Source organism: Edaphobacter dinghuensis (assembly GCF_014640335.1).
GTDB classification, from domain to species: domain Bacteria; phylum Acidobacteriota; class Terriglobia; order Terriglobales; family Acidobacteriaceae; genus Edaphobacter; species Edaphobacter dinghuensis.
Genome location: NZ_BMGT01000001.1, coordinates 737,700 through 749,109 on the forward strand (window position 1 = coordinate 737,700; position 11,410 = coordinate 749,109).

14 protein-coding genes are annotated in these 11,410 nt (G+C 58.5%); 3 read left to right on the forward strand and 11 right to left on the reverse strand.

The annotated features are described in order from the left end of the window. Positions 1 to 50 precede the first annotated feature (50 nt). The 9 genes from IEW09_RS02895 to IEW09_RS02935 all read right to left on the reverse strand — a co-directional run bounded on the left by IEW09_RS02895 (position 51) and on the right by IEW09_RS02935 (position 8,879). Entirely contained in the window at positions 51 to 1,055 is a 1,005-nt protein-coding gene (locus IEW09_RS02895) for a hypothetical protein (protein ID WP_188552626.1), read from the reverse strand. Positions 1,056 to 1,247: 192 nt separating this feature from the next. After that, positions 1,248 to 1,811 carry a hypothetical protein gene (locus IEW09_RS02900; RefSeq protein WP_188552627.1) on the reverse strand — a complete coding sequence of 188 codons (564 nt, stop codon included), beginning with the start codon at positions 1,809 to 1,811 and terminating at the stop codon, positions 1,248 to 1,250. A 198-nt stretch (positions 1,812 to 2,009) separates the two neighbouring features. Continuing rightward, positions 2,010 to 3,230 (reverse strand): hypothetical protein, encoded by a 1,221-nt coding sequence (locus IEW09_RS02905; RefSeq protein ID WP_188552628.1) that lies wholly within the window; start codon positions 3,228 to 3,230, stop codon positions 2,010 to 2,012. Positions 3,231 to 3,639: 409 nt separating this feature from the next. Beyond that, on the reverse strand, positions 3,640 to 4,077 hold the full coding sequence (locus IEW09_RS02910) for a VOC family protein (RefSeq protein WP_188552629.1): 438 nt from the start codon (positions 4,075 to 4,077) through the stop codon (positions 3,640 to 3,642). Between the two features lie 146 nt (positions 4,078 to 4,223). Further along, positions 4,224 to 6,890 carry an ADOP family duplicated permease gene (locus tag IEW09_RS02915; protein ID WP_188552630.1) on the reverse strand — a complete coding sequence of 889 codons (2,667 nt, stop codon included), beginning with the start codon at positions 6,888 to 6,890 and terminating at the stop codon, positions 4,224 to 4,226. A 1-nt stretch (position 6,891) separates the two neighbouring features. Further along, the gene (locus IEW09_RS02920) at positions 6,892 to 7,221 is read right to left on the reverse strand and encodes a PadR family transcriptional regulator (RefSeq protein WP_188552631.1); all 330 of its coding nucleotides are present in this window, start codon (positions 7,219 to 7,221) and stop codon (positions 6,892 to 6,894) included. Between the two features lie 110 nt (positions 7,222 to 7,331). After that, positions 7,332 to 8,048, reverse strand: a complete 717-nt coding sequence (locus tag IEW09_RS02925; protein WP_188552632.1) for a hypothetical protein — start codon at positions 8,046 to 8,048, stop codon at positions 7,332 to 7,334. Positions 8,049 to 8,208: 160 nt separating this feature from the next. Next, positions 8,209 to 8,361 (reverse strand): hypothetical protein, encoded by a 153-nt coding sequence (locus IEW09_RS02930; RefSeq protein ID WP_188552633.1) that lies wholly within the window; start codon positions 8,359 to 8,361, stop codon positions 8,209 to 8,211. A 50-nt stretch (positions 8,362 to 8,411) separates the two neighbouring features. Beyond that, on the reverse strand, positions 8,412 to 8,879 hold the full coding sequence (locus tag IEW09_RS02935; RefSeq protein ID WP_188552634.1) for an SHOCT-like domain-containing protein: 468 nt from the start codon (positions 8,877 to 8,879) through the stop codon (positions 8,412 to 8,414). A 17-nt stretch (positions 8,880 to 8,896) separates the two neighbouring features. On the opposite strand from IEW09_RS02935, the gene IEW09_RS02940 reads away from it, so the two are divergent. Continuing rightward, entirely contained in the window at positions 8,897 to 9,142 is a 246-nt protein-coding gene (locus IEW09_RS02940; RefSeq protein WP_188552635.1) for a hypothetical protein, read from the forward strand. Between the two features lie 14 nt (positions 9,143 to 9,156). On the opposite strand, the gene IEW09_RS02945 is transcribed toward IEW09_RS02940, so the two are convergent. Together IEW09_RS02945 and IEW09_RS02950 are read right to left on the reverse strand one after the other, a co-directional pair. After that, positions 9,157 to 9,417, reverse strand: a complete 261-nt coding sequence (locus IEW09_RS02945; protein ID WP_188552636.1) for a hypothetical protein — start codon at positions 9,415 to 9,417, stop codon at positions 9,157 to 9,159. Further along, on the reverse strand, positions 9,414 to 9,800 hold the full coding sequence (locus IEW09_RS02950; protein WP_188552637.1) for a DUF2089 domain-containing protein: 387 nt from the start codon (positions 9,798 to 9,800) through the stop codon (positions 9,414 to 9,416). Before IEW09_RS02950 ends, IEW09_RS02945 begins: the two co-directional genes overlap by 4 nt. A 252-nt stretch (positions 9,801 to 10,052) precedes the next feature. Between IEW09_RS02950 and bla the strand changes: the two genes are divergently transcribed. Continuing rightward, the gene (gene bla, locus IEW09_RS02955) at positions 10,053 to 10,928 is read left to right on the forward strand and encodes a subclass B3 metallo-beta-lactamase (RefSeq protein ID WP_188552638.1); all 876 of its coding nucleotides are present in this window, start codon (positions 10,053 to 10,055) and stop codon (positions 10,926 to 10,928) included. A gap of 135 nt (positions 10,929 to 11,063) precedes the next feature. Beyond that, entirely contained in the window at positions 11,064 to 11,405 is a 342-nt protein-coding gene (locus tag IEW09_RS02960) for a YciI family protein (protein WP_188552639.1), read from the forward strand. Positions 11,406 to 11,410 lie beyond the last annotated feature (5 nt).

Consider the following 11,410-nt stretch of genomic DNA (forward strand, 5'->3'; position numbering starts at 1 on the left):
AGGCTTGCTTGATTGTTCTTGTATGTTCATTGCGTACTGGCCTCTCAGTTCTACGCCTGGCTGTTGGGAGCGGACACCACGGAGGATGCTGACGCCTTCAGGATCGTCACGTATTTCTTTGCGAGCTTCTTTGCTACGGCGTCTGCAACGCCGGTGCTCTCAGACTCGGTACGCACCGCAGCCTTGATCTTCTCCTGCTTTGTGACGCCGGATGCAGCATCGGTGTAGGCCACATCGAACGTCATCTGGGTTGCGCTGGTGAACATGCCGATGGGTCCGGTTGCCGCACGCACGACCTGGTTCCCTTTCTTGTATGCATCGATGGCGATCTTGATGGTGAATTGCGGGCAGGCTGTTCCCTCGCCGAGCTCACCGGCGCGATAGACGTTGCCGACGCCCTTCGCTGCTTTGAGACGGGCGATGACATGTTCATAGACGAGCGCACGATAGGCGGCGGGGACCTGAGCGCGGTCCCAGTCGGGCAGATCGACGAGGACGCCGCGGGGATCGAGAGGTTTGCCGCTGCAGCTTGCCGTCTGCGAGAGGCGCGGTGCAGGGGGAGCGTCGCCGAAGCTCTTGAGCGCGAGGTCGGCTTCGGTTGCGGGGAGATAGAAGACGGCGGAATGGCTGCCGCCGCGAGCGTCGCGGAAGTCCAGCGTGAGCATGTCGACGCGATGATGCATCACGGCTGCGGCGGCTAAGCCACCTCCGTCGGGAATGACCATTCGCATGACGCGGCCACCGGTTCCCCACATCTCAACGCGGTCATTGCCGGCGCTGACGGCTGTGATGCGGTCGCGAGGGATCGATGTATGGAAGGATTTGCCGGTGAAGGTGAAGCTCTTCTGATCGAGAGTGAGAACGCCTTTCTGGTGGGGCCTGGCGTCGGGCAGGCCGTATGCGTGTTCGGCGTGGGCCGAGCGCCAAAGAACTGCGGAAGAGGGTGGTGTCGCAGGACCTGTGCGGATTTGCTGGGCGGATGCGATGGACAGGAGCGGGACGAGGGCAAGCGCGGTCAGCAGGCTGACGAGCTGTTGGGCGAGGGATCGGGGCATGAGACGACCTCCAAAATCGTACTGGTAGGTATATACCAACAAGTATGAAATGTCTATGCGCGAGGAGATTTATCAGAGGCCATGGGGCTTGCTCTGTCGGGTGATGCTTTGGTACTCGGTGAGTTGGTGCGCTTGTTTGCGGAGGGGATTTCTGAGATGCGCGGTTTCCGATACCGGTTGAGCGTCGTTTGCTTAGGGCGTGCCGGCTTCGATGCTTTGGCCGGTGGCTGAAGTATCGGAGGCTAAGTCGAGCTTGCCGCCTGCGCGTCCGTAGTCCAACAGGGACAGGAAGAGAGTTCCTAAGGCGTAGGCAGCGCTGATGGCAACGAGGCCTGCATCGTGGATGTGCAGGGCGCTCTTCATCAGCTCGACGACGCCGTAAGAACATGCGAGTGCGGAGAGCGCGTAGGGATGCCTCAAGGCGGTGCCCGCAAGTTTTGCGATGGTGGAAGGCGACGCTGTGATGCGCTGGCCAAGACGGCGCAGCTCATTTTGGAAGCCTACGATGGCTGCGGCGGGGATGTAGCCGAGCGGCGTCCTCACCCGGTTCCAGTCGATGTATCCGGCGTGGAGGCCGCTTGCAGCGAGCAGCAGACTGCCGAGGATGACACCCGCGGCGTTGATTCTTGGCGCGGCGATGGGATGACGATTTTTCTGCCGGAGCGCGTAGTCGGAGGCGATCCAGAGGAAGCCGACCGCGGTTTCAAGGTTTGGGTGGAGGCCCCGCCTCAGGAGCAGACCGGTGTTCCCTGCCATTAAGCTGACAGCGGTAACGGTGGGAGCGGCGCGGACGAGACGGCTTCGAATGGCGGCGAGCAGGTGGTAGATCCTCGATGAAGGGACTCATTGCATTGTAGGTGAGTGTGCGGCAGAGCCGTTATGCGAGTTCGCAAACGGCTCTGTAAAGATGCATGCATCAGTTCCATGAAGACTTGGGTGGGTCAAGTAGCCCGATTATTGAACGGGGGTTCCCTCCATCAACGCACGTTGAGATGCCGATATCGCCCAATGTCCCTGATCGAATGCGGGCTTGAGATCAGCCACGGTTTGTTGCAATTGCTTCAATTTGTCGTTTGCAGTAGAGGCACAGGTCGCGCCTGCGAAAGCCTTCTGTTGATCGCTAAGGATTGCTCCGAATTTAGTTAAGAAGTCACTGACGTTCTGCACAAGGCTGTCATACTGCGCCAGTTGCGTTCTCAGTTGACCAAGCTGATATCGGGTATTCACAATCCCAGCGGTAGAAATAGCATTTCCACCGTCTTTGAATGCATTTGCAACGGATGGCGCGAGAATGTCTGTGGCCGCTTGCAATTGATCGGCGCGGTACTGATCGAGGTTCTTGTTATACCCTATTACTCCAGCATATCCCTGAAAGGTTGAATCGCTGGTTGCCTCGAATTGCTTAATGTTCGCTTGGACACTAGTCAGTTGCGCCTGAATCTGCTGGGTAGCGGTGAGACTCTGAGTTCCTAGATTAACGACACAAGCGATGTCTGTTAACTTTTGATCCTTATCGCTGACCTTCGACGTGAAATACGATGCGAGTGAGAGACCAAGCGAAACATAGGGATTAGCGGTGGCAACTGATTTCACCAAAGGGTTGCTAGTTAACGATGAAATAACGTTTGTGTTTTGCTTCTGCAAGAGTGCCTGAACGTCAGTTGTGAAGAGTTGGTTATTCATAGGATTTACAGCATCTTGAAAGTCACTAATCGCTGATCCCAGGTTGAATGCAAATTCAAGTCTGTGAGCCTGATCGTCCATAAGACTTAAGCCTGCATATCCGGCTTGATATTGTCTGGTGAGGTCATCAGTCGCTTTTTTTGCTTGTGTCGCAGCTAGATCTTGTTGGGTCTTTTGAGCTGTTTCAAGTGCGGTTATTCGCGCGGTGAGCGTCTGGATAGTAGACGCAGCATTGTTGTTCTGCGCTAACTGGGACTGAACAGCTTCGAGTTGTTTTTGAAGGTCGGCGATCTGTTGATCCTGTACAGAACTCTGTGACGCGGCTTGCTGAGCAAGTACGTTCAGTTTGGTGGTATCGGGGGTTTGTTGAACCTGAGCAGAAACTGCAGTTGCATTAATACCTGGATGCAGTTGCGCTCCTGCACTGTGGAAGGCAGGCAGAAGCAGAAGTAGGGTGGACTGGAACAGCAATAGCTTACGCACAACAACCATGGCAGAATCCTCCAGAACCTAAAATGTGCAGCAGGAAACTCTCGGATTATCCTACTGATACTTCCGAAAGTCGAGGGTAAGATTGTTCGGAACAGATATGCGAAACGTATAGTGCGATGCTCGGAAGCGCACCTGTAAAGGTGTACTCAGTTTGCGAAATCTTCGATCCCAATCCTCGAACAAAAGTGCTCGCAGTTGGCTTCTATTTGCAATAAGCCACGAGAAGCTCTGCCGCTATAAAAGCAGGGAGCGGTGTTGTGGCTTGACTGGATGGTCGCCCATTCAAGGTTGCGATGGCGGTGCATGTTTTTCTCAAAGCGAGCTTTCAATGCCGTTGGAACCAGGAAAGAGAAGCCGACTTTTGAGGACCGATTCGTTCAAGTTTTTGAATAGCCCAGTCCCATTGCGCTCAGAGGAGTTCCTGGGCGAGTCCGATGAGAAGGCCTTCAGGCCCGCGGATGTAGCAAAGCCGATAAGAGTCCTGATACTGGACGACTTCGCCTACGAGCTGTGCGCCGCGCTTGCGCAGCCTGCCAAGCGTTTCGTCGATGTCGTCCACGGCGAACATGACGCGGAGGTAGCCTAAAGCGTTTACCGGGGCGTTGCGGTGGTCCGCGACGACTGGCGGCGCGAGGAAGCGGGAGAGCTCGAGACGGCTGTGGCCGTCCGGTGTACGCATCATGGCAATCTCGACGCGCTGGTCGCCGAGTCCGGTGATACGACCTGCCCATTCTCCTTCGATCGTGGCTCGCCCTTCCAGTTCCAGGCCGAGCTCGCGGAAGAAATCAATCGTCGCTTCGAGGTCATCGACGACAATCCCTATGTTATCCATCCGTTTGAGCGCCATGCGTCGACTGTACAAGATGTCGCATGGATGCAACAACGGGTGTTTTGCAAGGCCGAAGCAGAATCCGCGCGGAGGTTGCCTGATTGCTTTCGGATTACCCATAATCCTCCGATTACGGGCAATCCGGAAGAGAAGTGATTTGTTGCTTATTCGGCGCGGAGGATTTCGGTGGGGTTGGTGCGTAGCGCGCGGAGGACAGCTGGGAGGATGGCGATGAGGGCGGTGAGCAGGATGGCGCATGTCGGCAGCGCGATCATATCTGCGTCGGTGGCTTTGACTTGATAGAAGAGCGATTCGGCGTAGCGCGCTGTGCCGAGTCCGAGGGTGATGCCTGCGCAGCCGCCGAGGACGATCATCAGGAAGATGTCGGAGGTGACGAGACGCACGATGCGGGTGCGAGGTGCGCCGATTGCCATGCGGATGCCGATCTCGCGGCGGCGCTGCTGCACGCTGTAGTTGAGGACGGCGTAGAGTCCGATGCCGGCGAGGAGCAGAGCGACGGCGGCGAAGAAGGCGGCGAGCATGGCGAGGAGGCGTTCGCGGACGGTCTGGTCGCGGAAGAGATCGAGTTGGGTGGTGATGTTGGAGATGCGGAGGCCGTTGTGGCGCTCGGCGATGAGCTGGCGGAGGGTGTCGGCGAGGGCAAGCGGGTTTTGGGTATCGGTGTGAATGGTGAAGGTGGCGAAGTCCACGGTCTTAGGAACGGATTGGTTGTCTACTCTATCGATTTCGCCGAAGGGGACATAGAAGACGGGGCGGTTGGGCTCGCGCAGGTCGCGGTATGGGGCGTCGGGGGTGATGCCGACGATGGCATAGGGATGTTCATTGGCGCCGCGTGCGAAGGTGTGGCCGATGGGGTCCTGATTGGGGAAGAAGGTTTTGGCGAAGCTTTGATTGATGATGGCGGCTCCGGGCGAGGTGTCGTCGCGGTTGAAGTCGCGGCCGGAGACGAGAGGGATCTTCATCGTGGAGAGCCAGCCGGGGGAGACGCTGAGGAAGAAGGCGGGAGTTGGGCTGGGAGTTGCGTTGTTGATGGAGATGTCGCTGTTGATGGCGATGCGTCCGAGAAGGGGCCATCGCGCGATGGCTACGGAGTCGACGCCGGTGACGGCACGGAGCGCATCGGCAGTTTGATTCCAGACGACGGGGAGCTGGCCTTTGCCGGCGACGGTTTCGAGCAGGAGGATGCGGTCGGTGGAGAAGCCGAGAGGTCGGTTCTGGAGGCGCTGGAAGGACGCGACGAAGAGCGAAGAGAGAAAGAGGACGAGGCAGCAGAAGGCGACTTGCAGCGCGATGGCTCCGCGCATGAGACGGCGTGGCGAGTGCGGATCGTTACCGCCTTTGAGGGCGGTGACGGGCTGGACGGCAGAGGCGCGGAGAGCTGGAAACAAGCCGAGCAGTAGAACGATGAGGAGGATGAGCGCGAAGCCGAAGAGGAGCACGCGCCAGTCGGCGGGGAGGGCGAGGCGTGCAGGATTATCGGGCGGATTGACGAGGCTGAGCACAAAGGGCGCGGACCATGCTGCAAAGAACGCTCCGAGGATGGAGGCGAAGAGGGCGAGCAGCGTGCTTTGGGACAGAATGAGCTGGACGAGGCGGCGACGGCCAGCGCCGATGGAGACTCGGAGGGCCATCTCCTGTGTGCGTGCGGCTGCCTGGGCGGTCATCATGTTGGCGACGTTGACGCAGGCGATGAGCAGGACGAGAGCGACGAGGAGACCGAGGACGCCGAGCAGTCGGCGATATTCCTTTTGCAGATCGGAGATGCCAGCACCGGCGGGAGAGATGGCGAGCGTCTGATTAAGATAGCGGTCGATCTGTGCCTGCGGCGCGCCGTGGAAGCTTTTGGTAAACGCAATATTGAAGACGTGGTTGACGGCGGAGAGATGCTGGCGGAGCGGCTCGAGGGCGGTGGCTGGGTCGATGCCCGGTTTCAACATCAGGAAGGCGCGGTGCCAGGAGACGTTATCCTGAGTGGCTAAGCTGCTCATGGTGAGGGGCAGAAAGATGTCGGTGACAGTTCCCTTTTCGGTGCCGGTGAAATCGCGAGGGCCGACGCCGACGATCTCGAAGGTCTGGTCGCCGATGTGAAGCGAGCGGCCGAGGACGTGGGGATCGCGGCCGAAGCGGCGATTCCAGTAGTCCCATGAGAGGACGGCGTAGGGGCTGGCGCCGAGAGCGCGGTCATCTGTAGGGGCGAGCAGGCGGCCGAGTGCGGGCTGGAGGCCGAAGAGCGGGAACATGTTGCCGGAGATGGAGACGACGTGGGCTTTCTCCATGTCGTCGTCGGTGGACCAAGTGATGTCGGTGCGGTCGGCGTCGCTGATGGCGATGAGGTCGGCCTGGTCTTTGACGGCATCGCGCATGAGATTGAAGTCAGGCGTGGCCCAGTGGTTGTCCTCGATTGGCTTGCCGTCGAAGCCGGTCATCTTGCGGGAGAGGATATACAGGCTGCTGGAGTGGGCGATGGGCAGCGGACGCCAGAGCAGAGCGTCGATGAGACGAAAGGCTGCGACGGAGGAGCCGATGCCGAGTGCGAGGGAGAGGACAGCGGCCGCGGTCATGACTTTGTTGCGGCAGAGCTGTCGCCAGCCGAAGGAGAGGTCGGCACGAAGGGATTCGAGCCAGCCGACGACGCGAATGGAGTGACTTACTTCGCGGGAGCGCAAGGTGGAACCGAGTGCGTGGCGCGCTTCGTTGCGATCGCGTCCTGAGGCGACGGCCTCTTCGATGTGCGACTGAAGCTCTTCGTCGATCTCGCGATTCAAGCGCTCGCCGTGCAGGGCATTCGAAATGCGCGACCACAAAGACATGTCAGGCCTCCCTGAGAACGCGATTGATTGCAAGGCTGACGGACTGCCAGCGCGACTCTTCCGCGCCGAGCTGCTTTTTGCCTGCGGCGGTTAGCTCGTAGATGCGGGCGCGGCGACCGGTGTCTTTCTTGATCCACTCGGCGCGAATCCAGCCTGCTTCTTCCATGCGGTAGAGCGCGGGGTAGAGCGAGCCTTCTTCAGCGCGCAGGACCTCGCCGGAGATATCGGCGATGGCGGCCATGATGGCGTAGCCGTGAAGGCGAGGACGTCGTGACAGTATCTTGAGCACGAGCAGATCGAGCGAACCTTGGAGAGCATCAGTCTTGGCCATACTTAGATGTCTTTATATAGATATCTAAGTATAGTGTCAACGAGCTTGCCTGACACAGGTATTGTGGCTTTTGCTGAAGAGATGTCTCGTCTGAAACTGCGGGGGGTGGATCAGGGTGTAGTCGATGGAGCTGGCGAGCCGTCGGACCATTTGTTTGCAATAACGAACAGAATCGTCACACGTTCTTCGGGGTCGTTCGCAATCATGACGGGTGAATTGGGATCGTCGGCTGCCCAGCTCTTCGCCATGTCGCCGGAGTAAAAAAACATGGCGTGCGGATGCCAGGCTTGATCGTGATCGTTTAGGTACTGCTGTTTCGACATCATGTAGGCCATCGCGCCGGGCTCCAGCGGCGGCAGCTCTTTTTTATCGAGTGCCGTCGCGACTGCACTCGCGATTGCATCCTTCGATTTTCCTGCCAGCACAAGCCTGGTCTTCATCAGATAGATGGGCGCAAAGCTTCTTGCGGCCTGCGCGTTGAAGCAATGGGGCGCTCTCATCTTCGGATTCCAGAACTCTGCCTGATCGGTGGCCTGCGCCCACGACCGCTCTACGAGGCAGAGAAAACCGTTCGTGCCTTTTGCGGCAGTTTTGTATCCCTCGCGGCCCAGCACCATCACTTCGGCGGCGTCGGAGATGGAACTGGGGGCAGCGCTGCGAGCTAGCGCGATCTCGGCGCTCTCGTCTGATATCAGGTACTGATCGAGGGGAGCCATTGCCGGATAGGCAGTGTTTCCGGCCTGCGCGACTGCCTGCCCGCCTGCGTTGGGAAAGACAATTTGCAGAGCAAATGCCAAAACGATGATCTTGACGTGATTCTTCCGCATCCGATCCTCCCAATTCGCAGATTTCGCGCCGGTGAGTGTTGACCGAGATCGATGCGCAAATTGTAACGCGCGGCGTCAAGCTGACATGGGGGAAGCTGGCGATTGAATCATTGCGATCGTCAGAACCGGCCCGTAAGTCCTGGCCAGCTCTGAGTTGACATCAATCTGGAGAAGCTGCTTCGGATGCTCCCCGGAGCTGTTGGTTCTTCAGAAGTAATTCGGCGACGAGCTGTTCGAGACATGCAATCTTCGCCTGAAGCAAGCCCATCTCTTCTTTCAACAATTCCTCTTGCGAAGGCGCACGAATAGTCATGTGAGTTCCGAATGCGGCGTTTGCAGGTTCGCGACCTGGTTGGTGTTGGCTTATTCGCAGAAGACGCGGACTTTGGTGGCGTTGCCTTCGGAGCCGTTGACATCGACGGTGAGGTCTTCGAGGTGGTCGATGAGCTCCTCCAGATTTTCGGGCCTGATCTGCGAGAGGGTGAGAGGAACGCCGTGCTTGTTGAGCGCGTCGTCCAACTGCTGGTGGGCCTGGGCGGGGATGAGGCTGGCAAGGCGGACGCCGGCACGGAGCAGTTGCATGGGGACGCGGACGTTGACTGTGGTTTGGCCCTTCATGCCGGTCATGGACTCGTCGGCTTCGACCAGAACGCGCAGGTATTTGACGCGGGTCTTCACGGTGGCTCCGTTGGAGCCGGAGACGGTGCCGGAGAACTCGCCGACGGGAGTGGCGCGTTCGGTTTCGAGGACGGCGATGAGGCGTTCGGCTTCGTCGGCGGTGATCTTGCCGGCGGCGAGCATTTCGAGAATCTGGCGGCGGTTTTCGTTCATTGGATTTCTCCTGAAAGATGGTGGATGAAGGACAGGGCGTGGTGCAGCGGAGCTTCCGCGAGCAAGACGCGCGAGAGATGCAGGAGGGCAAAGAGGCCCTGGTGCGGGACGAGGGTGAAGAGCGCGGCCGCGAGACAGGCGGCGAAGATCCAGAAGCCGTCGTGAGCGGAGTGGCCGATGTTGCAGGCGATAAGGAGACGTTCTGCCTCGGACGGAGTGATACGGCCGAGAGCGACGAGCGAGACGATGACACGGCGATCTGATCGCATGACGGCCTCTACAGGATGCGGACCAGGACGCGGGCATCCTGGGTGCTGACGTGGACGTGGGTTCCGGGCAGGCTGCATAGGATGCTCCAGAAGATGGCGATGACGCGCCAAAGATTGGTTCGGGAGACGATAGCGAGAGCCGCGAATGCCAGGAAGATGATGGGCGCGAGCAGGATGACCGGAATCCAGAGGAGAAAAATGGGCAGCCAGAGTTTGGGCCAGTGGAAGCCGGGGGTGTCGATGCCGAGGACGGCGAAGTTCGGAGTCACTTGAGGGCCTCCAGTGCGCGGATGGCTTCGTCGGCGGTGATTTCGCCGGCGTTGAGCCGCTCCAGCACCTCCGCGCGGGATGGAGACGGGTTGGTTTCAATGAATTGGAGCTGTCCGGAGATGCGGTTGAGGCGGGCTTTGATGGTGGGGTAGCTGACGCCGAAGGTCTGCTCCATCTCTTTGATGGAGCCGTGGGAGCGGAGGAAGGCGACGACGAAGACCTGGTCTTCGAGGGTGAGGCGGGCAAGCTCGGGGAGGGTGAACTGGCCTTCGACGGCGATTCCCTTTTCGGGGATGGAGACGCGTTCGATGAGGATCGGACTGCCCTGGGCGATGCGGAGCAGGTCTTGCCAGTCTGAGGCGCGTTTTGGGGATGAGTTCATGGTTACTGATCTCGTTTCTCAAGTACTAGAATCACAATAATTAATTTTATTAATAATTTCAATACATTATTTAAATTTATTTATTACGTATTCGGGGAGGAGACAAAAATACTCAGAACGGTGGGGGCTTGCATTTGGCGATGGCAGTTGCCGGAGCAGGGGATCTTTCGCGGTGTTTTGACGGAATCTTAAGCGCCAACAGGGGTGGGATTGCCGCAGCTAAGTCGTTGGAGCGCCGTTGTATAAACGGGTATGCGCGTGCGTCATTTGTGGCTGTTGCTCATTCTGTTCTCTGTTTCCACGCTCTCCCGTGCGGCGACTGACCCGGCGTGGACGACGCCGATCGCTCCATTTCAGATTGCCGACAATCTTTATTACGTGGGCAGCCGCGACCTTGCCAGTTATCTGGTGGTCACGCCGAAGGGGAACATCCTCATCAATGCGAATCTCAGCACGTCGCCTCCGCAGATACGCGCGAGCGTGGAGAAGCTGGGATTTCGCTGGAGAGATACGAAGATTCTGCTGAATGGGCAGGCGCACTTTGATCATGCGGGCGGGGCGGCTGAGGTGGTTCGTGAGACGCATGCGAAGAACATGGTGATGGATGGCGATGTCAGCGTGATGGAGACCGGTGCGCGGACGGATTTTCTTGCTCCGTCGCCTAATATCGTGCGCTATACGCCGGTGCATGTGGACCGCGTACTTCATGATGGAGATACGGTTAGCCTGGGTGGTGTGACGCTGACAGCGCACAAGACTGCGGGCCACACGCGGGGCTGCACTACGTGGACGATGCGTTTGCATGTGCCGGGGGAACCGGCAGGGACGTTGAGCAACATTGTTATTGTGGGCGGAGTCAGCTTTTGGTCGGAGTATCATTTCGTCGCGACGCCGGGTCATCGCGTGAGCTATCCCGGCATTGCTCAGGACTTTCAGCACACGTTTGCTACGTTGCGTGGGTTGCCGTGCGATGTGTTTCTGGGGGCACATGGGAGCTACTTCGGCATGCTGGCCAAGCTTCAGCGTTATCGGCAGGAGGGGCCTCGGGTATTTATTGATCGTGCTGGCTATGAGCGTTTCGTTGCGGAGGCGCAGCATACGTTCGAGCAGGCGCTTGCTGCACGCTGAAGGAGTGGCGGGCGAATTTTTTGGGAGTGCGGCTAATTTTTTTGGCAAATTGTCATCGAGCGTGTCGATTTTTGGCAGGCATCTTCGTTATTGGTGCAGAGGTACGCTTACTCAAGCGAGAAGAGGAGGATTCTGATGGCGAAATTTGTGTTGCTGCTACATAGTGATGGCGAAGCCTGGAAGAAGTTGAGTCCGGAAGAGATGCAGAAGAAGGTCGAGAAGTATCTTGCGTGGAGGAACAAGCCCTTTGTCGTAGACGGCGCGGGGCTGGTTCGGGATACGGGTCGGGTGATTCGGGCGAAGGGTGACGGCGTAAGCGTGACCGAAGGCCCGTTCAGCGAGTCGGCAGAGGTGATGGGCGGGTTTTACACCATCGAAGCGGCAGACTATGACGAGGCGGTCAAGCTGTCGCTCGATATTCCTCATATCGGTCTCGGCACGATCGAGATTCGCCAGGTGATGGTCTACAACACGTAGGAGTA

Bases quoted from the DNA above. Each gene is read 5' to 3' on its own strand.
- IEW09_RS02900 (WP_188552627.1), bottom strand. From the start codon at position 1,811: ATGGCAGGGAACACCGGTCTGCTCCTGAGGCGGGGCCTCCACCCAAAC.
- IEW09_RS02910 (WP_188552629.1), bottom strand. From the start codon at position 4,077: ATGGCGCTCAAACGGATGGATAACATAGGGATTGTCGTCGATGACCTC.
- IEW09_RS02905 (WP_188552628.1), bottom strand. From the start codon at position 3,230: ATGGTTGTTGTGCGTAAGCTATTGCTGTTCCAGTCCACCCTACTTCTG.
- IEW09_RS02895 (WP_188552626.1), bottom strand. From the start codon at position 1,055: ATGCCCCGATCCCTCGCCCAACAGCTCGTCAGCCTGCTGACCGCGCTT.
- IEW09_RS02935 (WP_188552634.1), bottom strand. From the start codon at position 8,879: ATGAACGAAAACCGCCGCCAGATTCTCGAAATGCTCGCCGCCGGCAAG.
- IEW09_RS02940 (WP_188552635.1), top strand. From the start codon at position 8,897: ATGGTGGATGAAGGACAGGGCGTGGTGCAGCGGAGCTTCCGCGAGCAA.
- bla (WP_188552638.1), top strand. From the start codon at position 10,053: ATGCGCGTGCGTCATTTGTGGCTGTTGCTCATTCTGTTCTCTGTTTCC.
- IEW09_RS02920 (WP_188552631.1), bottom strand. From the start codon at position 7,221: ATGGCCAAGACTGATGCTCTCCAAGGTTCGCTCGATCTGCTCGTGCTC.
- IEW09_RS02950 (WP_188552637.1), bottom strand. From the start codon at position 9,800: ATGAACTCATCCCCAAAACGCGCCTCAGACTGGCAAGACCTGCTCCGC.
- IEW09_RS02925 (WP_188552632.1), bottom strand. From the start codon at position 8,048: ATGCGGAAGAATCACGTCAAGATCATCGTTTTGGCATTTGCTCTGCAA.
- IEW09_RS02960 (WP_188552639.1), top strand. From the start codon at position 11,064: ATGGCGAAATTTGTGTTGCTGCTACATAGTGATGGCGAAGCCTGGAAG.
- IEW09_RS02915 (WP_188552630.1), bottom strand. From the start codon at position 6,890: ATGTCTTTGTGGTCGCGCATTTCGAATGCCCTGCACGGCGAGCGCTTG.
- IEW09_RS02930 (WP_188552633.1), bottom strand. From the start codon at position 8,361: ATGACTATTCGTGCGCCTTCGCAAGAGGAATTGTTGAAAGAAGAGATG.